Annotated in this window: 21 protein-coding genes and 2 pseudogenes; 10 read left to right on the top strand and 13 right to left on the bottom strand. The window is 74.0% G+C overall.

Annotated features, from left to right (window positions below; all coding sequences use genetic code 11):
- Together DEH69_RS17425 and DEH69_RS17420 are read left to right on the top strand one after the other, a co-directional pair.
- Positions 1-1,489: polysaccharide lyase family 7 protein (locus DEH69_RS17425; RefSeq protein ID WP_147255653.1), on the top strand; the 1,489-nt coding region annotated here is incomplete at its 5' end.
- A 525-nt stretch (positions 1,490-2,014) separates the two neighbouring features.
- On the top strand, positions 2,015-3,985 hold the full coding sequence (locus DEH69_RS17420) for an AMP-binding protein (protein ID WP_113687899.1): 1,971 nt from the start codon (positions 2,015-2,017) through the stop codon (positions 3,983-3,985).
- Between the two features lie 3 nt (positions 3,986-3,988).
- Here the strand turns inward: DEH69_RS17420 and DEH69_RS32110 are convergent, their stop codons facing one another.
- Genes DEH69_RS32110 through DEH69_RS17405 form a run of 3 tightly spaced genes read right to left on the bottom strand, consistent with a single transcriptional unit; the run spans position 3,989 to position 9,050 of the window.
- On the bottom strand, positions 3,989-5,722 hold the full coding sequence (locus DEH69_RS32110) for a GNAT family N-acetyltransferase (RefSeq protein ID WP_258534737.1): 1,734 nt from the start codon (positions 5,720-5,722) through the stop codon (positions 3,989-3,991).
- A 57-nt stretch (positions 5,723-5,779) separates the two neighbouring features.
- On the bottom strand, positions 5,780-7,699 hold the full coding sequence (locus DEH69_RS17410; protein ID WP_113687898.1) for a long-chain fatty acid--CoA ligase: 1,920 nt from the start codon (positions 7,697-7,699) through the stop codon (positions 5,780-5,782).
- Between the two features lie 4 nt (positions 7,700-7,703).
- A complete protein-coding gene (locus tag DEH69_RS17405) occupies positions 7,704-9,050 on the bottom strand; it encodes an acetyl-CoA C-acetyltransferase (RefSeq protein ID WP_113687897.1) in 1,347 nt (448 codons plus the stop codon).
- 71 nt (positions 9,051-9,121) lie between these two features.
- On the opposite strand from DEH69_RS17405, the gene DEH69_RS17400 reads away from it, so the two are divergent.
- The gene (locus DEH69_RS17400; RefSeq protein WP_113687896.1) at positions 9,122-10,459 is read left to right on the top strand and encodes a 3-oxoacyl-ACP reductase; all 1,338 of its coding nucleotides are present in this window, start codon (positions 9,122-9,124) and stop codon (positions 10,457-10,459) included.
- A complete protein-coding gene (locus tag DEH69_RS17395) occupies positions 10,456-11,292 on the top strand; it encodes a MaoC/PaaZ C-terminal domain-containing protein (RefSeq protein ID WP_113687895.1) in 837 nt (278 codons plus the stop codon). The genes DEH69_RS17400 and DEH69_RS17395 overlap by 4 nt, the downstream gene beginning before the upstream one ends.
- Before the next feature lie 3 nt (positions 11,293-11,295).
- Here DEH69_RS17395 and DEH69_RS17390 read toward each other — a convergent pair whose 3' ends face one another.
- Entirely contained in the window at positions 11,296-11,943 is a 648-nt protein-coding gene (locus DEH69_RS17390; RefSeq protein ID WP_113687910.1) for a TetR/AcrR family transcriptional regulator, read from the bottom strand.
- Positions 11,944-12,036: 93 nt separating this feature from the next.
- On the opposite strand from DEH69_RS17390, the gene DEH69_RS17385 reads away from it, so the two are divergent.
- Entirely contained in the window at positions 12,037-12,498 is a 462-nt protein-coding gene (locus DEH69_RS17385) for an SCP2 sterol-binding domain-containing protein (RefSeq protein WP_113687894.1), read from the top strand.
- A gap of 14 nt (positions 12,499-12,512) precedes the next feature.
- Positions 12,513-13,727 carry an acyl-CoA dehydrogenase family protein gene (locus DEH69_RS17380; protein ID WP_113687893.1) on the top strand — a complete coding sequence of 405 codons (1,215 nt, stop codon included), beginning with the start codon at positions 12,513-12,515 and terminating at the stop codon, positions 13,725-13,727.
- An 81-nt stretch (positions 13,728-13,808) separates the two neighbouring features.
- On the opposite strand, the gene DEH69_RS17375 is transcribed toward DEH69_RS17380, so the two are convergent.
- The gene (locus DEH69_RS17375; protein WP_113687892.1) at positions 13,809-14,117 is read right to left on the bottom strand and encodes a hypothetical protein; all 309 of its coding nucleotides are present in this window, start codon (positions 14,115-14,117) and stop codon (positions 13,809-13,811) included.
- Between the two features lie 326 nt (positions 14,118-14,443).
- On the opposite strand from DEH69_RS17375, the gene DEH69_RS17370 reads away from it, so the two are divergent.
- Positions 14,444-15,502 carry an NAD-dependent epimerase/dehydratase family protein gene (locus tag DEH69_RS17370; RefSeq protein WP_113687891.1) on the top strand — a complete coding sequence of 353 codons (1,059 nt, stop codon included), beginning with the start codon at positions 14,444-14,446 and terminating at the stop codon, positions 15,500-15,502.
- A gap of 21 nt (positions 15,503-15,523) precedes the next feature.
- Here DEH69_RS17370 and DEH69_RS17365 read toward each other — a convergent pair whose 3' ends face one another.
- From DEH69_RS17365 to DEH69_RS17350, 4 genes are all read right to left on the bottom strand, one after another.
- Positions 15,524-15,739, bottom strand: coding sequence for a VOC family protein (locus tag DEH69_RS17365; protein ID WP_113687890.1), 216 nt, complete (start codon positions 15,737-15,739; stop codon positions 15,524-15,526).
- 16 nt (positions 15,740-15,755) lie between these two features.
- On the bottom strand, positions 15,756-16,619 hold the full coding sequence (locus tag DEH69_RS17360) for a TrmH family RNA methyltransferase (RefSeq protein ID WP_113687889.1): 864 nt from the start codon (positions 16,617-16,619) through the stop codon (positions 15,756-15,758).
- Positions 16,620-16,646: 27 nt separating this feature from the next.
- Positions 16,647-16,889: a DUF2630 family protein gene (locus DEH69_RS17355; protein WP_113687888.1), complete on the bottom strand. Its 243-nt coding sequence runs from the start codon at positions 16,887-16,889 to the stop codon at positions 16,647-16,649.
- 111 nt (positions 16,890-17,000) lie between these two features.
- Positions 17,001-17,405, bottom strand: a complete 405-nt coding sequence (locus tag DEH69_RS17350; RefSeq protein ID WP_258534739.1) for a phosphotransferase — start codon at positions 17,403-17,405, stop codon at positions 17,001-17,003.
- Here DEH69_RS17350 and DEH69_RS32810 point away from each other — a divergent pair.
- The gene (locus DEH69_RS32810) at positions 17,328-17,729 is read left to right on the top strand and encodes a hypothetical protein (RefSeq protein WP_258534740.1); all 402 of its coding nucleotides are present in this window, start codon (positions 17,328-17,330) and stop codon (positions 17,727-17,729) included. The genes DEH69_RS17350 and DEH69_RS32810 overlap by 78 nt on opposite strands.
- On the opposite strand, the gene DEH69_RS17345 is transcribed toward DEH69_RS32810, so the two are convergent.
- From DEH69_RS17345 to cutA, 3 genes are all read right to left on the bottom strand, one after another.
- Positions 17,670-18,776 carry an MBL fold metallo-hydrolase gene (locus DEH69_RS17345; protein ID WP_258534736.1) on the bottom strand — a complete coding sequence of 369 codons (1,107 nt, stop codon included), beginning with the start codon at positions 18,774-18,776 and terminating at the stop codon, positions 17,670-17,672. The two genes, DEH69_RS32810 and DEH69_RS17345, sit on opposite strands and share 60 nt — an antisense overlap.
- The gene (locus DEH69_RS17340; protein WP_147255650.1) at positions 18,776-19,075 is read right to left on the bottom strand and encodes a hypothetical protein; all 300 of its coding nucleotides are present in this window, start codon (positions 19,073-19,075) and stop codon (positions 18,776-18,778) included. Before DEH69_RS17340 ends, DEH69_RS17345 begins: the two co-directional genes overlap by 1 nt.
- A gap of 606 nt (positions 19,076-19,681) precedes the next feature.
- A complete protein-coding gene (gene cutA, locus DEH69_RS17330; protein WP_113687909.1) occupies positions 19,682-20,011 on the bottom strand; it encodes a divalent-cation tolerance protein CutA in 330 nt (109 codons plus the stop codon).
- Positions 20,012-20,193: 182 nt separating this feature from the next.
- On the opposite strand from cutA, the pseudogene DEH69_RS17325 reads away from it, so the two are divergent.
- Positions 20,194-20,991 (top strand): annotated as a pseudogene (locus DEH69_RS17325) (IS5 family transposase).
- Positions 20,992-20,997: 6 nt separating this feature from the next.
- Positions 20,998-21,400, top strand: a pseudogene (locus DEH69_RS17320) (cellulose binding domain-containing protein); the annotation flags it as partial.
- 73 nt (positions 21,401-21,473) lie between these two features.
- Here the strand turns inward: DEH69_RS17320 and DEH69_RS17315 are convergent.
- Positions 21,474-22,748, bottom strand: coding sequence for an FAD-binding protein (locus tag DEH69_RS17315; RefSeq protein WP_113687884.1), 1,275 nt, complete (start codon positions 22,746-22,748; stop codon positions 21,474-21,476).
- Positions 22,749-22,917: the final 169 nt, after the last annotated feature.

Below are 22,917 nucleotides of genomic sequence, written 5' to 3'. Positions count from 1 at the left end.
CTACGAGGGCGATGGCGAGGGCGACTGGAACAGCCTCACCGAGGTCGAGATCTGGAGCGGCGGCGACGGTGACGGCGATGGTGGCGGTGGCGCCGAACTCCCCTCCGACATCCTGGACTTGAGCGACTGGAAGGTCACGCTGCCCATCGGGGACGACGAGGATCCGACGGAGATCTTCCAGCCCGACCTCGACGGCTACTCCCACGACCCGTTCTTCCGGGTCAACGGCGCGGGTGACGCGGTCACGTTCCGCGCGCCGGTCAACGGCGTGACGACCGGCGGTTCGAGCTATCCGCGTTCGGAGCTGCGGGAGATGGAGGAGGGCGGCGAGGACGAGATCGCGTGGTCCTCGACATCGGGGACCCACACGATGACGGTGCGGGAGGCGTTCACGCATCTGCCCGAGGACAAGCCCGAGGTGGTCGGCGCCCAGATCCACGGCGGCGACGACGACGTGACGGCGCTGCGCTTGCAGGGCTCGGAGCTGTGGATCACGGAGGACGACACCGTTGAGCATCATCTGGTCACCGACGAGTACGAGTTGGGAGATGTCTTCGAGCTCGAGTACGTGGTGAGCGACGGCGAGATCGACATCTACTTCAACGGCGATCTCGAGACGACGATCGAACACTCCGACTCCACCAACTACTTCAAGGCGGGTGCCTACACGCAGGCCAACTGCGAGCGGTCGTCGCCGTGCAGCGACGACAACTACGGCGAGGTCGAGATATACGACCTGGCCGTGACCCACGGCGAAGGCGACGGCAACCAGGGCTTGGACGAGACCTCGGCCGCCGACCGCTACGGCTGGGGCGAACCCCTACCGATCTCCGACGAGTTCGACTACACGGGCCCGGTCGACCCTGAGAGGTGGGCGGTGCCGTCGGGCAACGTCGGTGGCACGGAGGGCTGCTGGGAGGGCCACGCGGGCAACGGCCGCCGCTGCGCGAAGAACAGCACGGTCGCCGACGGCATCCTCACCATGCGCGGCGAGGAGAACGGCGACACGGGGTGGCTCCGCCAGGAGCGCGACGAGCAGTACGGCCGCTGGGAGATCCGCTCCCGCTCCCGCAACACCGGTGACGACGGCGGGCTTTACCACCCCCTCCACCTGATCTGGCCCACCGAGGGCAACCGCCTGGAGAACGGCGAGTACGACTGGGTCGAGTACTCCGACCCGGACGCGCAGTGCCTCACGGCGTTCCTGCACTACCCGGAGAGCCCGACGGACGAGAAGGAGCGCTTCGACCTGTGCCCGCTCGACATGACGGAGTGGCACAACTTCGCGTTCGAGTGGACCCCGGACGCGCTGGTCGGCTACGTCGACGGCGAGGAGTGGTTCCGCGCGTCGAACGGGGCGAACGAGGACCGCGGCGACATCCAGACGATGCCGTCGGGCCACCTGAACATCCAGCTCGACAACTTCACGGGGGACGGCGGCCTGCGCCCCGCGGTGTTCGAGGTGGACTGGGTACGCGTCTACGAGTGAGCCGCTGCTGAGCCGCTGCGCTGGCCTCGACGTTGCCCACCGGTAGTCACCACATCCGCGGCGGGTTCCGCTGTCGGGGGTTCGGCCCCGGCGCCGGGGCCCGCTGCGCGGGGGCCGTCGCCTCAGGCGAGGCTTCTGTGCCGGGTGTGTGGGCCGGGTGTGTGGGCCGAGACCCCCTGCCGGGGACGGCAGGGGGTTTCCCCGCGGGGCACCGGCCCGCGGCGGCGAGGCACGTCCGCCCGCGCCAGGGGCGGCCTGCTTGCGGTCGATGGCCACGGGGATGGGGCCGGTTGTTCGGCACCATGCCGCAGGCGGGGGCGGGGGGTGCTGCGGCGACGTCCGCCCCCGCCCGCGGCGGGCGTCGAACCCCGCGCCAGGGGCGGCCTGCTTGTGGTCGATAGCCGCGGGAATGGAACCGGTCCGCACCATGCCGCAGGCGAAGGGGTGGGTGGGCGAGCGAGAAAGCCCCGCCGGAGGCGGGCGTCGAACCCCACAGGAGGCGAACTTCTGGAAGAATCCAACGACATGCCAGGGGGGACGGAAGACACCACGCACATTCACCACCTGTTCGAGGCGCAGGCGCGGCTCCACCCGGAGCGGGCAGCGATCCACACGGAGACCACCCACCTCACCTACGGCCAACTCGACGGCGCCGCTGACGCGTTGGCGCACCGGCTGCGACGCGCCGCGCTGCCGGAGGGCGCGACCGTCGCGGTGCGGACCGACCGGATGCCGGATGGCCTGGTCGCGATCCTGGGCGTGCTCAAGGCGGGAGGCGCGTATGCCGTCGTCGACCCGCACGAGAAGCCCGCCGAGGCGGCGGGGCTCCTGCGCCGCGCCGCCGCCGTGGCCGTCGTCACCCAACGTGCCCACAGGGCGCGCGTGGACGGCGGCGGCCTCCCCGTCATCTGCCTCGACGACGACACCGCGCCCGGCCCGTCGATCGAAGCCGACACCCCCGCCAACTCCCCGGCCAACGCCGCCGTGTTGTTCAGCGCGGGTACCACGAATCACCGCCGCCCGCTGCCCACCACGCACCGCGCGCTGCTGGCCGCCCACGCCGCATGGGCCGAGGTGTACGGGATCGAGCCCGACGACCGCTGCCTGGTGACCGCGCCTCCCGACTCGGTGGCGTTCACGGGGGGTTGGATACGCGCCCTGTGCGCGGGCGCGACGCTGCTGCTCGCCGTTCGCCCCACGGGCCAGGGCCCGAGCCCGTCCCCCACGGTGCTGGACACCGACCCGGCCACCGCGGCCCGGCTGCTGGCCCGTCCGAGGGGCGCGGGCGGCCATGCCAAGGGCCGCGGTCGGTCCGCCGAACGCGGCCGCCCCCCGCGCCTGGTGGCCGTGAGCGGCGAACGGCTCACGCTGGCCCAGCAGATGCGGCTTGAAGAGCTGCTGTGGACCGGCGCCAGGGTGCTCAATGTCTACGGCCCGGCTGAAGTGGCGGGCTGCGGAACGTGGTTCGAGACGGGCCAGCTCGCCGACCCGGTGGCCGACCCGCACACCGTGAGCTACCTCGGCCGCCCGATGCCGGGGTGCGGCGTGCGGATCCGCTCAGGGCGCGTGTGGCTCATCCCGCCGGGCGGCGGCGCCGCCGTGCCCACCGGCGACCTCGGGCGCCAACGGAAGGGCGGGCCACTGGAGTTCCGCGGCAGGGCGGCCCACCGGATCAAGGTCGGCGGCGGGGTCGTCCACCCGCATGACGCCGAGCTCGCCCTGGCGGCCCACCCGCGGATCGGCGACGCGGTGATCACCGGCGACACCGGGCCGGGTGGCGGGCGCGCCACGCGCCTGGTCGCCCATGTCGAGCCCGCGGGGGAGGTGCGCCGCGTGCCGGGCGCTGTCGCCCTCCGCCAGCACCTGCGGGCCAGGGGAATTGAGGAGCGGGCGCTGCCCGACACGGTCGTCACCGTTGACGCGCTGCCCCGCGACCGGTCGGGGAAGGTGGACCGCGGCGCGCTGCCGCTCCCGGCCGCGCCCGCGGCGGCCAGGCCATCCGGGGGCGGCAAGGGTGTCTCGCTCCGCGGCGAGGACACCAGGGCGGTGATCGGCTGGTTCCTCGTGCCGGTGATCGCCGCGGTGTACGCGGCGATCGCCACGGATGGGATCTGGCCGGGCTCCACGGACCTGACGGGCGTGCCGGGGCCGTGGCGGCAGCTGTTCAGGGCGCTCTATGTCGCCGAGTGGGCGGCGTTCGGCGCGGGCGTGGGCTTCCTGGTGTCGGGGTGGCCGCTGCTGGCCCGGCAGGGCAGGCCGCTGCCGCTGACCGTCGCGGCGCACGCGTCGCTGGTGTGGCTCATGGCGTCATGGTGGCCGCAGGACAACGCCTACCGGCTGGCGGCGAAAACCGACTGGCCCCAACAGGCGCTGCTCGTCTACGTGTTCAACGTGCCGCTGATGATCGCCGCGGTTGTGGTCGCGGTGTTCGCGGCGTGGCGCCCGCCGCGGCGCCGCGACGAGGAGGACCTGGAGGAACGGGCCGCGCGCGGGTGACGCTCACCGGCCCGATCGGCCCAACGGGGCCAAGCGCCGGGTCAGTTCGCGGGCGGCGGTGCGCACAAGCGACTCGGCGCGCAGCAGCCGGTCCTTTGAGCGGGCCGCGAGGACGACGCCGAGCCAGGGGCCCGGCTCGAACGCGGCCGTGGCGATCGACGGCACGCACACCGCGTCCATGGCCCGGCAGCGGGCCGTCAACGTGCCCAGCCAGTCGATGAGTTCGCCGTCGGGCAGCCTGGCGCCCAACTCCAGCCTGTCCACGGCCCGTACCACGAAGCCGCCCCCGTGCAGCTCGTCGAGGCGGGCCTTGACCATAAACGCCACGGCCGGGCCCGTCAGGCGCAGATTGGCCTCGGTGGGCGCGAGGCGTCCGCCAGGCGCGGTCACGAAGTCCACGTCGAACCAGCCGCGGTAGCCGTCATCGGCCAGCGCGGCCCCGACGGCGTTGCCGAACCGCAGGGCGCGCTCCGCGAGTTGGGCGGGGACCACGCCTGGGCCCACCGTCGCGCCCCGGTAGGCGAGGCCGCGCACGTCCATCTCCGCCACGCCGACGTCGAACACCTCGCCCGAGGCGGCCACCACGCCGTCATAGGTGAGGTCCCATGGCCCGTCGCCCGCGCCCGCGACATACTCCTCGATCAGCAGTGGCCCTTTGGGCAGCCCCCGCAGCACAGCCCGCCCCCGGTCTCCAGGCGCCACCAGGCGCACCCCCGAACCACCCGCGCCATGCCCGGACTTGACCATCGAGGGCAGCCGGGAACGCGCCCGCGCCCGCAGCAGCCTGGCCGCCTCGCGCCGGGTGGCGGCGGCCCACTGCGCGGGCACGGCGATCCCCGGGTGGCCACCGGCCAGCCGGGTGAACAGCTTGTGCGCCGCCCGCTTCGACTCATTCCGCAGCCCGCCCGGCCGCCAGGGCTCCCCGGCCAGCTCGGCGAACGCCTCGGTGCGGCCCCAGGGCAGCAGCGGCGCGCCGAGGCCGCGCAGATGGGCGGCGAGCGCCGGGCGTTCGAGCACCGCGCCCGCGGGGCCACGCGCCCCGTCGAGCCCGTCGAACACCTCCACCGCGCCCCAGCCGAGCTGCCGCCCCACCAGGTCGATCCAGCCATCGGGCACCGCGCGGGGCAGCACGAGCGCCGCGGGGTGGGGACCCGCGAACGCCGCGAGCCCCGAGTAGTGCCCCGCGCCCTTGCGCGCCGCGGGCGGCAGCGGCCCGAACTGCCCCTGGAAGTCGGCGACATTGCCCACATGGACCGCGCGGCGCCCGCCCGTCCAGGCGTCGAGCCAGCCGGGGCGCGGCACCAGCGCGGCCTCGAACAGCACAAGCCCGTCCCGCCCGGGCCCACGGAGGCGGGCGCCGCAGCGCCCATAGAACCCCGCGGCGTGCGGGTCGGCCTCGACCCGCAGCAGGGTGAAGCCCAGCTCCCTTGCCCGGGTGGTGACATGGGCGTAGAGCGCGGAGCCGATGCCGCGCCCGATGGCCCAGGGCTCGACGAACAGCAGCCCCAGCAGTCCCTCCGGGGGCTCGCCCTCGAGCGATGCCACACCCAGCACCTCGTGGGCGTCCTCGGCCACCACCACGCGCCGGGCCGCCAACGCGTCGGGGGCGAGGGACAGTTCGTCGCGGCACGCCGCCAGGTGCGCCGCGTCGTAGCCCCAGTGGCCCTTGGAGCGCAGCATGAGGGCGCCGAGCGCCGCCTCCTCGCCCGGCCGCGCCGGACGGATCGTCACGTCCACCCCGCCCCATCTCCCGCCCCGGCTCGGCGTGTTCCGCCGGGTGCGCCGATCGCCCGCTCAGGTGCTCCGATCGTAGAGGCGTTCCAGCTCGGCCGCGTAGGCCGAGGCCACCGCCTGCCGCCGCACCTTGAGCGACGGGGTGAGCATGCCGTTCTCCTCGGTGAACTCGCCGTCCACGAGGGCGAACGCGCGGATCGACTCGGCGCGCGATACGGCCGCGTTGGCGTGGTCGACCGCGCGCCGCACCGTCGCCAGCAGCTCGGGGTCGTCGCGCAGCTCCGCCACGGGCGTTCCCGCGGGGCGGCCGCGCACGGTGAGCCAGTGGTCGAGCGCCTCCCGCTCCAGGGCGATGAGCGCGGCGACGTACGGGCGGTTGTCGCCGACGACCATGCAGGCGCCGATGGGCGGTCGGCTGCGCAGCCGGTCCTCAAGCGGGGCGGGCGAGACGTTCTTGCCGCCGCTGGTGATCAGGATGTCCTTCTTCCGCCCGGTGATGGCGAGATAGCCGTCGTCGTCGAGGACGCCGAGGTCCCCGGTGGCGAACCAGCCGCCGTCCAGGGCGCGTTCGGTGGCCTCGGGGGCGTTCCAGTAGGCGGTGGTGACGATGCCGCCGCGGATCAGCACCTCGCCGTCGTCGGCGATCCGCACCGCCGTGCCGGGCAGCGGCTGCCCGACGGTGCCGGGGCGCGGCGCGAGCGGCGGGCTGAGGGTGGCCGCCGCGGTGGTCTCGGTGAGGCCGTAGCCCTCGTAGATGACGATGCCGCAGCCGAAGAAGAAGAGCGTCAGCCTCGGGTCGAGCGGAGAGCCGCCGCTGACGGCGTAGCGCACCCGGCCGCCCAGCGCCTTGCGGATGCGGCGGTAGACCAGCAGGTCGTAGAGGCCCTTGGCCAGCCGCAGCCCTGGGCCTGGCCCCGGGCCCGTGCCGTGGTGGGCGCGCATCCTGGCCTCGCCGTAGGCCACGCCGACGCGGTCGGCCCGCTCGAACGACGCGCCCCTGCCGATGCGTTCGGCCGTGGCCCGCCCCGTGTCGTGGATCTTCTCGAAGAGATAGGGCACGCCCACCAGGAACGTCGGCCGGTACGAGGCGAGTTCGGGGCGCAGGTCGTCCGGCCTGACGCTGGGGCAGTGGCCCGTCTCGATGCGCGCGGACAGGCAGGCGATCTGGATGGCCCGGCCCAGGATGTGCGCGAGCGGCAGGAAGACGAGCGTGGTCGGCGTCTGCCCCGTGGCCTCCTCGAAGACGGGCTTGAGGAGCGCGACGAGGGTGGCGGCCTCGGCGTGCAGGTTGCCATGGGTGAGCGCGCAGCCCCGGGGGCGGCCCGTGGTGCCCGAGGTGTAGACGACGGTGGCGACCGTGTCGGGGCCGAGCGCGGCGCGCCGCTCCTCGACGGCCGCGTCGGAGACGGTCCGCCCGAGCCCGGCCAGCTCGTCGAGCGCGCCGTCGTCGATGACCCAGGGCGTCGGCGTCCCCGACTCGACGCGCCCCCGCTCCGCGGTGTCGGCGTGCGCGGCCGTCTCCACGACGAGGAACGACGCGCCCGAGTCCCGCAGGATCCAGGCCACCTGGTCGGCGGACGACGTCGCGTAGACCGGGACGGTGACGCCGCCCGCGGCCCAGATCGCGAAGTCGAGCACGACCCAGTCGGCGCTGGTGCGGGCCATGAGCGCCACCCGGCCCCCCGGGGTAAGCCCCGCGGCGAGAAGGCCCTTGGCCACCTCGGTGACCCGGGCCGCGAACGCCGCGGCGGTGACCGGCGCCCACACCGCGCCCTCCTTGCGCCGCACGACCACGGCGGCAGGGGCCTCGGCGGCGTTGGCGAAGGGGATGTCGGCGACGCTGCCGCGCGCGAGCGGCGGGACGAGCGGGGGCGTGCGCACCTCGCGCACCGCGCCGCCCTCCCTGATCAGCTCGGGCGTCACACGGGCGGCCAGGTGGCCGCGCCGCCGCAATCGCCTGAGGTCCCGGTGCACGCCCATGGCTTCAACTCCCTTGTCGGCTCTCAAGAATGGCGGTGACCCCTACGCCGCCCGCCGCGCAGACCGACACCAGGCCCCTGACGGGTCCGCCGCCGCGCTCCCTGGTGCGCTCGTGCAACTCCTTGGCCAGCGTGGCGACGATCCGCCCGCCCGTCGCCGCGAAGGGGTGCCCGGTGGCAAGCGACGAGCCCAGGGGATTGACCCGCTCTCGGTCGACGGCGCCGAACGCGCCCGGCAGGCCCAGGCGTTGGGCACCGAACGCGGGGTCCTCCCAGGCGGCCAGGGTGGCGAGCACCTGGGCGGCGAACGCCTCGTGGATCTCCAGCACATCGAGGTCGGCAAGGCCGAGCCCCGCGTCGTCGAGCAGCCGGGGAACGGCGTACGCGGGCGCCATCAGCAGCCCGTCGGGCCCGTCGGGCCCGTCGTCGCCCTCGACGAAGTCGACGGCCGCGGTGCGGGCGTGGGTCAGATACGCCAGCACCGGCAGGCGGCGCTCCCTGGCCCACTCCTCGCTCGCCAGCAGCACGGTGGCCGCGCCGTCGGTGAGCGGCGTGGAGTTCCCCGCCGTCATGGTGGCACCCTCCCCGCCGCCCCCTTGCCCCACGCCGAACACCGGGCGGAGCGCCGCCAGTTGACCGGGTGTGCTGTCGGGGCGGAGGGTCTGGTCGCGCTGAAGGCCGCGGAACGGGGTGAGCAGGTCGTCGAAGAACCCCCGCTCGTACGCGGCCGCAAGACGCCGGTGGCTCGCCGCGGCGAAGGCGTCCTGGTCGGCGCGGGTCACGCCCCACGCCGCGGCGGTGCGGGCCGCGTGCTCGCCCATCGAGAGCCCGGTGCGCGGCTCGGCGTTGCGCGGGATCTCCGGCAGCAGCTGCCGGGGGCGCACCCCGGCGAGCGCCCGCAGCCTGCGGGGCGTCGTCCGCTCGCGCCGCGCCCGGAGCAGCAGGCGGCGCAGCCCGTCGTGCAACGCCAGCGGCACATCGCTCGCGGTGTCCACGCCGCCCGCGACGCCCGAGTCGATCTGGCCGAGCGCGATCTTGTTGGCGACCAGGATGACCGCCTCAAGTCCCGTGCCGCACGCCTGTTGCACGTCGAACGCCGGGGTGCGGTGGTCGAGGGCGCTGCCGAGCACCGTCTCGCGCGCCAGCTGGAAGTCCCTGCTGTGCTTGAGCACCGCGCCCGCCACGAACTCGCCGAGCAACTCCCCGCGCAGGCCGAACCGTTCGACCAGCCCTTCGAGCGCGGCCGCCAGCATCTCCCCGTTGGACGCGGTGGCATAGGGCCCGTCGGCGCGCGCGAACGGGATCCGGTTCCCGCCGAGCACCGCCACCCGGCGCACACCCGACGCCCTCATGGCCCTCACCCCTTCCGGTCACCACCGACGTGACTCCCCAGTAGACTTACCGCGCGGTAAGGAGGAAATCAATGGCCGACCGGTATCTCTCCCTGGTGTCGAGCCGACCGGGAGCGTTCCTCGCCCGGCGCCTCGGCCTGCCACGGCCCGCGCCGTTGGCGCGGCACGACCGGGGGCGGCCCGTGCTCGCCGGGCCCGTCGAGCTGGCGGAGGGCGAACACGCCCGCGTGGCAGGGGCGTTGCGCGCGGTCCTGGCGTCCTGCGGCGCCACCGTTCAGCCGGGCGCCGCGCGCCCCGCCGCGCTGCTCTACGACGCCACCGGCATCAGGGAGAGCCGGGGGCTCGGCGCGCTGCACGCGTTCCTCGGGCCCCGCGTGCGGTCGTTGGCCCCCTGCGGGCGCGTCCTGGTGGTCGGCACCCCGCCCGAGCTGACCACCACGCCCCGCGAGCGCGCCGCGCAGCGCGCGATCGAGGGCTTCGTCCGCTCGCTCGCCAAGGAGCTGCGCGGCGGCTCGACCGCGCAGCTGCTCCATGTCGCGCCTGGCGCCGAGGAGTTCACCGAGTCCACCGTCCGCTTTCTGCTCTCCGCCCGCTCCGCCTATGTCAGCGGCCAGGCCGTGCGCCTCGACCCGCCCGTCGCGCCGTCGGCCGCGGTGCGGCCCGCCGACCCGGAGCGCCCTCTTCAAGGCCGCACCGCGCTGGTGACCGGCGCGGCGCGGGGCATCGGCGCCGCCGTCGCCGAGGTGCTGCACCGGGACGGCGCCCGCGTCGTGTGCCTCGACGTCCCCGGCGCGGCCGAGCCGCTGACCGCGCTCGCCGACCGGCTCGGCGGCACCGCCGTGCCCGTGGACATCACGGCCGGGGACGCGGACGCCCTGATCGAGGCGCACCTGCGCGACGCGCACGGCGGCGGCCTCGACATCCTGGTGCACAACGCCGGGATCACCCGCGACCGCACCCTGGCCCGGATGCCAGCCGCGGAGTGGAACGCCGTCATCGACGTCAACCTCACCGCCGTCGAGCGGCTCACCGCCGCCCTCGCGCCGCTGCTGCGCGACGGCGGCCGCATCGTGGCCACCTCGTCGGTCAACGGCATCGCAGGGGCCGCGGGGCAGACCAACTACGCGGCCAGCAAGGCGGGTTCGGTCGGCCTGGTCCAGGCGCTCGCCCCGCTGCTCGCGCCGCGCGGCATCACCGCCAACGCCGTCGCGCCCGGCTTTATCGCCACCGGCATGACGGCGGCCATGCCGTTCCCGGCCCGCGTGGTCGCCGCGCGGCTCAACAGCCTGGGCCAGCCGGGGCTGCCCGTCGACGTCGCCGAGGCCGTCACCTGGCTCGCGTCCCCCGGCACCGGCGCGGTCACGGGCCAGGTCCTGCGCGTGTGCGGCCAGTCCCTGGTGGGGGCGTGACCGTGCCGGGGCTCGCCCGCTCCTACGCCCGCGCCCTGCTGCTGCCCCGCCAGGGCCGCGGGCCGCTGCCCACCGGGGTCCTCACCGGCGCGCCCACCGCCGCCGCGCCCGCCGCGCTGGCCCGCTACGCCGAGGTCTGCGCGTTCGCCCGCACCGACCCGCTGCCGCCCACCCACCCGCATGTGGCGGCGTTCCCCCTGGCCCTCGACCTGATGACGCGGCGCGACTTCCCTTTCCGCCCAACGGGCCTGATCCACCTGGGAATCCGCATCGAGCAGCGGCGGCACCTGGCCGCCGACGAGCCGCTGCGCCACCGCGTCGCCGCGGGCGGCCTCGCCCCGCACCCCTGGGGCACGGCGTTCGAGATCAGGACCACCGCGCTGGACGCCACGGGCGCGGCCGTGTGGCGCTCGACCAGCACCTATCTGCGCGGGGACGGGCGGCGAGGAGGCGGCGATGGGTGCGCGCCAAAGGCCGGGCCCGAGGCGCCCGGACCCGGCGAGCCATGGGATGTCCCCGCCGACACGGGGCGCCGCTACGCCGCCGCCTCGGGCGACCGCAACCCCATCCACCTCCACCCGCTGACCGCCCGACTGTTCGGCCTGCCGGGCCCGATCGCGCACGGCATGTGGTCACTCGCCCGCTGCCTCGCCGCCCAACAGGACGCGTTGCCGGGGGCGTTCACCGTCGAGGCGGCCTTTCGCGCCCCCGTTCCGCTGCCCGCCCGCGTGACGTTCCACGCGACCACCCCTGGGCCGTTCACCCTGCGCTCGGCCACCGGCGACCGGGTCCATCTGACGGGCCGCACAAGGGCGTTGGGGCAACGCTCCTAGGCCCTAGGGTGCCCGAGGCGTCCAGGTGCCGCCCGCCAGCACGTCGCGCATGCCGATCCACACCATGTTCATCAGCCGCAGGGAGGCCCCGTCCGGCGGGCTGTCCGGGTGCCGCTCCATCCAGTCGGTGACCGCGTCCGCCGCGCCCACCAGCGCGTGCGCCACGAACTCCGCCTCGGAGTCCCCGAGATGGTCCCCCCCGTCGCTGTCCGAGATCCCCGAGGCGACCAGCGCGGTGACCTCCGCCATCACCGCCCGCCGCGCCCGCGCGAGCTCGGCGGCGATCGCCTCGCTCTGCTCAGGCGCCTGCCGGTGCAGCACCACCCAGCTGTCCCGCCGCTCCGCGACGAACGTGAAGAACGCCGAAAGACCGGCCCACAGCCGCAACTCCGGTGAGTCACCGGCCTGGTGTGCCGCCTGTCTGAACGTCTCCGCGAGGCGCCGCGCCTCGCGCCGCACACACGCGACGAACAGCCCCTCCTTGGAGGCGAAGTAGAGATACACCATCGGCTTGGAGATCCCCGCCAGCTCGGCGATCTCGTCCACCACGGCGGCGCGGTACCCGCGTTGGGAGAAGACGTGGACCGCCGCGTCGACGATCTCCCGCTCGCGCACGCTCCTCGGCAGTCGGCGCTTCGGCTTGTCCTTCACCCTGGTCACCCTACCCACGCTGTCCCCGCACCTTACTCTCTGGTAAGTTTACTTGGTGGTAAGGAAGGTGGCGGGAAAGGTGGTGAGGGCCTGATGGGTGACACCGGCCTCGGCGGTCTGGAGAGCAGGGACTTCGGGGAGATCACACCCGAGGAGTTCGCGGCGCTGGTGAGGAAGGCGTCGGGTGAGGACATCGAGCGGCTGATGCGCGGCGAGACGCGCCTGCGCGTGCTGGCCGAGATATTCGGGCGCCTGGCGGGACAGTTCAGGCCCGAGCAGGCGGGCGGCCTCAGCGCGCTGATCCGCTGGGAGATCACCGGCGACCCCGTGGTGGTGTACGAGACGACGATCGCCGATGGCGGCTGCACGGTCGGCGAGGGCCGTTCGGGCGCGGAGCCGCGCACGGTCCTCACGATGGGCGACGCGGAGTTCCTCAAGCTCGTGTCGGGGAACGGCAGTCCGGTCATGATGTTCATGACCCGAAAGCTCAAGGTCGGCGGCGACATGGGGCTCGCCTCGGGCCTCACCCGCCTCTTCGAGATCCCCAAGGGCTGAGGGAGGGCGGGACGTTGAGCGGTTTCTTCCTCGATCTGACCGACGAGCAGCGCGCAGTGCGCGACTGGGTGCACGGCTTCGCGGCCGACGTGGTGCGGCCCGCGGCGGCCGAGTGGGACGAGCGCGAGGACACCCCCTGGCCGATCATCAAGGAGGCCGCCGCCATCGGCCTCTACGGCTTCGAGTCGCTTGCCGAGATGTTCGGCGACCCCACGGGGATCACCCTCCAGCTGGCCAACGAGGAGCTGTTCTGGGGCGACGCGGGCATCGGCATGGCCCTGTTCGGCACCTCGCTCGCGGTCGCGGGCATCTTCGCCGCGGGCACGCCCGACCAGCTCGCCGAGTGGGTGCCCCAGTGCTTCGGCGACGCCGACGACCCGCGCGTGGCGGCGTTCTGCGTCTCCGAGCCCGGCGCGGGCTCCGATGTCTCCGCCCTGCGCACGCGGGCACGCTACGACGAGGCCAAGGACGAGTGGGTGCTCGGCGGCCAGAAGGCGTGGATCACCAACGGCGGCATCGCCGCCGTCCATGTCGTGGTCGCCTCCGTGGACCCGGATCTCGGCTCGCGCGGGCAGGCCGCGTTCGTCGTGCCGCCGGGGACGGCGGGGCTGACCGGCGGCCCGAAGATCAAGAAGCTGGGGCTGCGGGCCTCGCACACCGCCGATGTCTTCCTCGACGACGTGCGCGTGCCGGGCCACTGCCTGCTCGGCGGGCGCGAACGGCTGGAACGGCGGCTCGCCCGGGCGCGCGAGGGCGGCCGGGCCAAGGGGCAGGCGGCGATGGCGACGTTCGAGGTCTCCCGCCCCACCGTGGGCGCCCAGGCGCTCGGCATCGCCCGCGCCGCTCACGAGTACGCGCTGGAGTACGCGAAGGGGCGCGAGGCGTTCGGCCGCCCGATCATCGAGAACCAGGCGATCGCCTTCCCTCTCGCCGACCTGCGCACCGAGATCGACGCCGTGCGCCTGCTGATCTGGCGCGCGGCGTGGATGGCGCGCACGGAGCGGCCCTTCCACGCGGCGGAGGGCTCGATGTCCAAGCTGCGCGCGGGCGAGCTGGCGGTGGCGGCGACGGAGAAGGCGATCCAGATCCTCGGTGGCGCGGGCTACAGCCGCGACCACCCGGTGGAGCGGATGTACAGGGACGCCAAGATCTACACGATCTTCGAGGGCACGAGCGAGATCCAGCGCCTGGTGATCGCCCGCGCGATCTCGGGCCACGCGATCCGCTGAGCCGCCGCGACGCGCGGCGATCCGCGGCGATCCGCGACGGGGGGGCGGCCCAGACGGCGGGGGTGGCGGGGGGTGGCGGGGTCACTCGGGCCGTCCAGGGGTGACCTCAGCGCGGCAGACCGGGCAGCGTTCGATCCCGGCGCCGTGCTCGGCCAACACGCGCCGCGCGTCGGCGAGATGGAGATCGGGCGCGCCGGGGCACCAGCAGCCCGCGCGGTGCAGCACGCCCCGCCGTGGCTCGCCCGGCGCGGTGCGCATCCACTGCACCCACCAGCGCGGCCCGTCCCGCTCCTCCGCCTCGTCGATGGCCTTCCGCACCGCGCTCAGCTGGGACTCCAGCCAGGCGGCGAGGGCCCGCAGGCGGGGCACATCGGACGGCAGGTCGTTCACGCGTTCGATATTAGGCCCGCCCGAGCACACCGGCCCGCCTGGGCGGGGCCCGCGCGTGCCGAGCCGCGCGTGCCGAGCCGCGCGCCGTTGCGCCAGGCGCGCGACCTGCCGGGGGCGGCGGGCGGTGCGCTCGACGTCAAGCGCTTCAGGTGCCGGAGACTCGGCCGCGTGGCGGCGACGGAGAGACGAGCGGACGGCCCGCGGACCTGTGGGCCGCAAGGCGGCGCTCCGACGCCGGGGCCGGATGCCGGGCGACGGATGCCGGACGCCGGACGCCGGACGAACTCATCCACGGCGCGGACGCGCCTCGCTGAGAGGGAACACCCATGGACAGCACGACCCCCACGACGAACGGCGCGCCCGTTCTGGTCACCGGTGGCACCGGTTTCCTCGGAACGCACCTGGTCGACCGCCTCCTGCGCGACGGCCGTCGCGTGCGCGCCACGGTCCGCACGCCCACCCGCGCCGATGAGGTCCGCGCCGCCCTCGCGACCGCGGGGACCGACCCGGGCGGCCGCCTCGAGATCGTCACCGCCGACCTGTCGTCCGACGACGGCTGGCCCGAGGCCGTCGCGGGCTGCGCCGAGGTCCACCACGTCGCGTCGCCGTTCCCCGCGTCCCAGCCGGAGAACGCCGACGAGGTCATCGTTCCCGCGCGGGACGGCGCGCTGCGCGTCCTGCGGGCCGCGCGCGACCACGGGGTGCGGCGGACCGTGCTGACGTCGTCGTTCGCCGCGGTCGGCTACACGCCCAAGCCGGGTGACACCTTCGACGAGACCGACTGGACGATCCCGTCCGACGACCACACGCCCTACATCCGGTCGAAAATGATCGCCGAACGGTCAGCCTGGGACTTCGTCCAAAGAGAAGGCGGCGATCTCCAACTCACGGTCATCGCTCCGAGCGGCATCTTCGGCCCCGTCCTCAGCTCCCGCCTGTCCACCTCCGTCAACCTGGTCAAGGCGATGCTGGATGGCGCGATGCCCACCGTTCCGCCCGTGGCCTTCGGCGTGGTGGACGTGCGCGATGTCGTGGACCTCCATGTGCGCGCGATGGCGCACCCGGCCGCCGCGGGGGAGCGGTTCATCGCTGACGGCGGCGCCACCATGACGTTTATCGAGCTGGCCAGGACCCTCGCCGAGCACCTGGGGGAGCGCGCCGCGCGCGTGCCGACCACCGAGCTGACCGAGGAGCAGGTGCGGGAGGCGGCCCGTTCCCAGGCGGACCTGCGGGGCGTGCTCGGCCAGCTGGGCCGCAGGCCCGTCCTGCGCACCGACAAGGCCCGCTCCGTGCTCGGCTGGCGGCCCCGCGACCCCGAGGCCACCATCGTCGAGACGGGCGACAGCCTGCTCCGCGCGGGACTCGTGCGGGACCGGGCCGCCTGAGGGACGGCGCCCCCGAGGGGGTCAGGGGCGCATCAGGCAGAACTCGTTCCCCTCCGGGTCGCACAGCGCCGTCAGCGTCTCGCGCTCCTCGGCCACCCGCGCGCCCAGGGCGCGCAGCCGCGCCAGCTCCGCCTCGTCGTACGGCGCGACCGCGTACCCGTCGAGCGCCACCGCCCAGAACCGCGCCAACGGCGCCGGGTGCCCGCAGTCCACAACGATGTCCAGGATCCGCGCCATGCCGCCCTCGCTCCCGTCACGCGCGCCGCTCGAAGCCGCGCCGCTCGAAGCCGCGCCGCTCGAACCCGCGCCGCTCGAACCCGCGCTGCCGTGCCGTCTCGTAGAGCACGACGCTCGCCGCGCTCGCGGCGTTGAGCGAGGACGCCGAGCCCGTCATGGGGATGCGCACCAGCACGTCGCACCGCTCGCGCCAGGCCGTGCTCAGACCCGTCGTCTCGTTGCCGACGGCCAGCAGGACGGGCCCGGTGAGGTCGGCCTCGGTGATGTCGATCGACCCTCGCTCATCCGTTCCGACGACCGTCACCTCGGGCGCGGCCGCCGCGAGCCACGCCTCGACCTCCCGCTGCCCCGGCACCCGCACGACGGGCAGCGCGAACAGCGAACCGGTGCTGGCCCGCACGGACTTGGGGTCGTAGACATCGGCCGCGTGCCCCGTGACCACGAGGCCGTGCGCGCCGAAGGAGTCGGCCGAACGCACGATGGCGCCGATGTTCCCCGGGCTGGTCGGCCGGTCGAAGAGCACCCCGAGGAAGCCGGGGCCCACCGGGATCCGCGTCAGCTCGTCGGGCGGCATCTCGGCCACCGCCACCACCTCGGGGACGCCCTTGTCCTTCTCGCCGAGCTCGGCGAGCAACTCAGGGGCCATGGCGATCTTCTCGGCCTTCACCTCCCGCAACAGGCCGCTGGCCCACCGCGTCAGCTGACGGCTCTCGTCGAAGAGCAACGCCCTGACGGGCCACCCGTGCTCGACCGCCTGCGACACCGGGCGCACCCCCTGCACCAGGAACTCCCCGGCCCTCTGCCGCTTGTTCCTGTTGGTGAGCTGTGCCTGCCACTGCTGGAACCGAGCGTTACGCGTCGTGATCCGCTGTGCCGCCACCCCAGCAGGCTACCCCAGCCCCGAAGGCTACGACTCGTACCCCTCGACCTCCCAGGCGGGCCGCACCGTCGTCCCGTCCGGGTCCTCCCCGGCACCCTCCCTGACCCGCCGCCGTCGCAGCAGGTCCCAGCACTGGTCGAGCCGGGCCTCCACCCCGTCGAGCCGCGCCTGCTCGTCGTCCCGGAGACCACGCCCGGCCGCCCGCGCCCGGAGCACCCGCTCCTCGTCCACAAGCTGCCCGACATGGACGAGAATGTCCTTGTCTTCCATGGGGCCACACTACGACCAGCTCCCGCGTCCCGCCTCTCCAGGACGGCGCCTCTCCAGGACGGCCCGGCGCCTGGGCTGGCGCCGCGCCAGGGCGGGCGCAGCGGCTGGGCCTCAGGCCGCCTCGCGGAGGTACCGCGCGGCCAGCGCGCGGGCCCTGCGGCGGACGCGTTCGATCGCCTCGGGGCCGTTGAACGGGGCAAACGGCGGCCACAGGAACAGCAGGATCGCCAACTCCTCGGCGACCAGGGCGCGTTCGATGACATCCCGGTCGCCGGGGCGTGCGTCGAGGTGGGCGTCCCCGAGGGCCGGGGGCACGGTCGTTCCCGCGGGGGTCGCTCGCACCTGGAGGAAGGCCAGGTCGGAGGTGGGGCGGCCGATCCGCGCCTCCTGCCAGTCGCAGAAGACGAGCGAACCAACGTCGTGCACGACGTTGTCCGTGTGGCAGTCGCCATGGACCAGGACGGGCGGCTGCCGCTCGGTGAGCCTGGCCCTGAGCGCGTCGCGGCCGTCGAGCAGGGCGGGCAGGCCGGGAAGCCCGGAGGGCTCGGGGGCCCGGGGGGCGGGTCCGCCCAGAACGCGCGGATCTCGGCCGTGGCGGGGGCGTCGAGCGCCGCGAGCAGCGCGTCGGGGCGGCCGTCCAAGCCATGGTCCGCGGGCAACGGCGTGCCATGCAGCGCGGCCAGGTCGCGCCCGAGCGCCGCCCACATGCCCGGCGTCCACGACGCGGCGTCCCGCGCCTCGCCCCCGGCCGCAAGCAGCAGGGCCACGCCGTCGTCGGCGTCAAGCGCGCCGAGCAGGCGCGGCGTGCGCACGGGCACGACCGGCGCCAGCTCCCGGTAGAAACGCAGCTCCCACCGAGCCGCCGCCAACGGCCCAGGCCCCGCCTCGGCCCCGGTGACCTTGAGATACGCGACCTCGCCTCCGCCCGTCCGCACGGTGTGCACCCCGGCCCCCGACCTGGACTCCAACGCCTCCCCGCGCCGCTCCACGGGCGCCACACGGAACGCGTCCCACACCCTTGCCAGGAACGCCGTCGCCGCTGTTCTCTCCACCCCGCAACCCTATGGGGCCGATGGCGTCGAACTCGTCGGCGCAGTGGGCGGAGAACACGGTCACCCGGTCGCCATGGTCGTGGACCAGCTCGCGCAAGTGCCGCTGGTTCCCCGGGCGCTCGCGGCGCCGTGACTCGACCATCCGCTGGAACAGGCCGATGCCGGGCGGGCAGTGGGGGGCCCTCGCGTCCAACTCCCCGCGGTGGAAGTAGGAATCGCCCGCGTGCAGCAGCCAGCCAGCCCCGGTGTCGACGGCCACCCCGGCGTGCCCGCGCGTGTGCCCCGCCAGCGGGACCAGCAGGATCTCGGGCGGCAGCCCCTTCAACGCGCGGACGGCACCGAACCCGAACCACCGCTCGCCCACCTCCTCGTACGGGATCCAGCGCGGCCGGTGGGCGAAGTGCGCGCGGTGGTAGCGGGCGCGTTCCAGCCGGGTCGCGGGCGCGCTGAGCGCCCTCAACTCCTCGGCCAGCACATGCACGTTGGCGTCGGGGAAGTCCACGAGCCCACCGGCGTGATCCCCGTCCCCATGGGTGAGCACGATGTCCGAGACATCGGCCGGGTCGTAACCGAGCCCTCTCACCCGCGCCACGGCCGTCTCCCTCGCGTCGCCCCCGAGCCGGAACGCGGTGACCAGCCCACGCCCCAGCCAGCCACGGGCCCCATCGACGCTTGGCGTTCCCACCCCCGGGTCCACGAGGACGAGTTGGGCGCCGGTGTCGATCAGCGGGCAGTGCGTGACCATCTCGCCACGGCGCAGCAGCCCCGGCCGGTCGTCGATCAGCCGCCCGCCGAGCGGAGGCATCGCGCCGCAGTCGATGTGGCGCACGCGCATCACGCGCCGCCCTCGCCGAACACCGGGGCCCACACCGTTCCCGATGCGGCGCGTTCCGAGTGCTCGGCGCGTTCCGTGCGTTCCGTGCGTTCCACGCGCCCGAAGACGTGCCCGGTGGCATGCCCGACCGCGAGCACGGTGCGGGGCGTCGCGAGGACGTCCCCGCGCACCTCCCGCGCACGGCGCGGATCGACGTCGGTGGCGAACGACCAGTCCGGCTCGGCCACTTGCGCCGCCGAGTGCAGGATGTCCCCCACGATCAGCACGCGTTCGGCCTCCGGACGGTCCGGATCGGCCACGGTGACCGCCAGGTGCCGGGCGTGTGCCCCGGCGTGGCGTGCACGGTGATCCCCAGCGCGATCGTCTCACCGTCCCGAAGGAACTCGACGACGCCGGACAGCGGTGCGAGCACGGTACGCGGGTCGGGCGCGCCCCAGCCACCGGTCCGTGCCCAGTACGCCACTCGGCCTCGGCCACGCGATGCCGCGCGTTGCGGAACGTCGGCCCGGCCGGGGGCCGTCTCGGTCAACGGTCGGTCTCGTTGTGGGCTGGGGCCGTTCGCCGAACGGGCGCGGCCGCGTCCCTCGTTGGCGGCCGCCGTGCCGGTGGTCGGTTGCGGTGGCGCGCACCCTTCGGGCCTGCCCTGGCCGCCGCTCTCGTCGTTCACCGCGCGCACGTTGAGCTGAGGGAGCAGGCCGGTGCGGGGGTGGTCGTGCGCGTCGTTCAGCGGGCCCGTTGGGCTTTATGCCCCGCTTGCGCGGGGTCGGGGTCTCTTCTGACACAGGGCACGTTCTGTTCAACACACAGTGTGCGCCGTTTCCAAAGAGCACCTGCCCTGGCATAAGCCGCGGATAAGCAGCCACCGCGGCAGGCGGCCTACGCCACTGGACCCTCCGTAGCCCCGTTCAGTCCGCGCCCGCGCTCGTCTCGCTCTCCAGCCACGCCAGGTACGCCCCGCTCCCCAGCGTGATCTCGGCCGCGATGATCTCCGGAGTGTCATATGTGTGCACGCTCTTGATGTGCGCCTCGAGGGCGGGGTACTTCGACGCGGGCGTCTTGTAGAGAACGCGCCACTCCTCCTCGGTCTGGACCGCTCCCTCCCACCGGTAGACGCTCGTGATCGGCCCGTCGATCTGGGCACACGCCGCCACGCGGGCCTCGACGGCCGACCGGGCGAGGGCCTGGGCCGCCTCCCTGCTGTCCGTTGTCGTCAACACCGTGATGTGGTCGGCCATCTGCTCCTCCTGCGACTCGGAACGGCTCGCCACGGCCGAGGCTACCGAATGTGACAGCCACCTTCTTACGAGTCAACGCCCCAGCGCGCGACCCCTCGACGCCCCACGCCGTCGATGCGTCTATGGGAGCGCTCCTAAGAGGTCGTCTCATTTGGATTGTTCGATAGCCTGGCTTCGTGGGGATCGTGGAACGTCTGGTGCCGGACGAGTTGTGGGAGTTGTTCGAGCGGGTGGTGCCTGAGGCGCCGCCTCGTCCTCAGGGTGGGGGGCGGCGGCGGTACGGGGACCGCGAGGTGTTGGCGGCGATCGTCTTCGTGGCCACGTCGGGTCGCGCGTGGCGGCAGTTGCCGCCGTCGTTCGGTCCTTCGGGTCCGACGGCTCATCGCCGGTTCAGCGAGTGGACCCGGGCTCGGGTGTGGGCCAAGCTCTACCGGCTGGTCCTGGACGAACTCGGCGCGCGGGGCGAGCTGGACTGGTCGCGGTGCGCGATCGACTCGGTGAACGTGCGAGCCCTCAAAGGGGGGAGCTGACAGGCCCGCATCCTGTGGACCGGGGCAAGAAGGGCTCGAAGATCCACTTGATCACCGAGCGGACCGGTCCGCCCCTCTCGATCGGCATCTTTGGTGCCAACCGCGACGACAGCCAGGCCCTGGAACCGCTCGTCCGTGGCATCCCGCCGATCCGTTCCCGCCGCGGGCCTCGCCGACGACGCCCCGCGAAGCTCTACGCCGACAAGGGCTACGACTACGACCACTTGCGTCGTTGGCTCCGCAGCCGTGGCATCACCCACCGCATCGCCCGCGAGGGCATCGAGTCCTCCAAGCGACTGGGCCGACACCGCTGGGCCATCGAACGCACCATGTGCCTGGCTCGCCGGATGCCGCCGACTCCACCGCCGCTACGAACGCGAAGCCGACCACGTCCTCGCCCTCACCGCCATGGCCTGCACCCTCATCTGCTACCGCAGACTCACCAAATGAGACCAGCTCTACGCCAGGGACGCGGCGGGGAACCGTTCGCCGCGCTCCGCCACCGTCCAGGTCACCACGGAAGGCGGCGGTGGAACGCCCGCGGCCTGCTCGGTCGGCTACCGGGTCGTGGGGAGTGGTCCGGCGGGTTCCAGGGCGAGATCGTCATCGGCAACACCGGCTCATCGCCGATCAACGACTGGATGCCGGCCTTCTCGTTCGCCGACGGCCAGCGCGTCACCACCATGTGGGGCGGCACCCCCGCGCAGAACGGCGGCGCGGTCATCGTCACGCCCGCGTCCTATACCCGCGTCTCGCGCCGGGCGGCTCGGTGACCGTTTGCTTCATCGCGGACAGGGGCGAAAGGAACGCCGAGCCCGCCGAGTTCACGCTGGGCGGCGGGCTCCGCGCCCTCGCCTGAGCGCCGACGGCGGACAACTGTCCCTGAAGGCGGGGCCGTTCACCAGGAATGGCCCCGCCCAAGGGGCGTCGGTTCAGTGGGCCGCCAGCAGGTCGTCGACGAACGCGTTGCGGAAACGGCCGCTCGGGTCATGGGACGTGAGTAGCTCGGCGAAGTCCCCGAACCGCTCGTAGGCCGCCACGATGTCCGCGGGTGACGCCGTGCTGACCTTGCCCCAGTGGGGGCGTGCGCCCAGCGGCAGCAGCCGCTCCTCGACCGCGGCGATCACCGGGCGCACGGCCTGGGCGTCGGGTATCCATGTGAAGTGCAGGGCGACCGAGTCCCGCCCGTACGCCGGGCTCAGCCACTGGTCGTCGCCCGCGACGGTGCGCACCTCGGAGGTCTGGAGCACCGGCGCGAACGCCGCACCGAGCTCCCGCAGCGCGGCGAACGCGGCCGGTGCGGCGGCGCGCGGCAGCAGCAGCTCCGACTGGAGCTCCTCGCCCCTGCTCGGCGTGAACTCCATGCGGAAATGCGGCAGTCGGGCGTGCCAGGGACCCGGGACGCCGAGCTGTTCGGTGCAGTGGTGCGCGGGCATGCCGGGGATCGGGTGCCATGGCTCCCTGGCCGGTGTTCCACCCAGCCAGTCGTCGCCCGGGTGCCCGAGGCCGTCCTGGTCGACGCGGCGCTTGAGCCACACGGTGCCGAGGCCGCTGTGCCAGTCGGTGAACGTGCTGACGCTGTACGCGGCGCCGCTGATCTCGTCGAAACGGGTCGAGAGCGCGTCGAGCGGCACCCCCGTGTACAACCACTGCGCCACCTCGTAGGAGGGCTCGATATCCAGGGTGAGCGCCGTGACCACGCCGAGTGCGCCGAGGTTCACCACCGCGCCGGGGAAGCGGTCGGGGTCGGCGTCGCGGGTCAGGGTGAGCAGGTCCCCGTCGGGGCCGACGAGTTCGACGGCGGAGACGGCCGAGGAGAGCGCTCTCCGGGCGTTGCCCGAGCCATGGGTCCCGGTGGCGACCGATCCGGCGACGGAGATGTGGGGGAGCGAGGCCAGATTGGGCAGCGCGTGCCCGGCGGCGTGCAGCGCGGAGGCGACCTCGGCGTAGCGTAGACCGGCGCTCACGGTGACGCGCGCGCCGTCCGGGGCGATGTCCACGCGGCGCGGCAGGCCGTCCACCCGCACGAGGTCGCCTTCGGTGTCGGCGATGCGGTTGAACGAGTGGCCGCTCCCCAGCGTGCGCACGCGCCTGGCGCCCGCGACGACGCGCCGCAGCTCGTCGAGCGAGGCGGGTTGGTGCAGCCGTTCAGCCCTGAATGTAATGTTTCCTGCCCAATTGTGCGCGGAGGCGCCGGATGTCAGCATGCGCCGACCGTAATACGCGATCCCTCGGGACGGACAGGGGCGTCAACCCCTGCTCGGGCGCCCCATGTGTCAACACGCGCCAACGGGCGTTCACTCGAAGGAGAGAGGCGGAAACGGTGGCTGAACGTTTCTTCCTGGCGGGATTCGGTCACTTTCCGTGGTCAGCGGG

The organism is Streptomyces sp. PT12 (genome assembly GCF_003311645.1).
Classification (GTDB): Bacteria; Actinomycetota; Actinomycetes; order Streptomycetales; family Streptomycetaceae; genus Streptomyces.
Note: the sequence above shows the minus strand (reverse complement) of the source record. Positions and strands in the feature narration are given on the sequence as shown.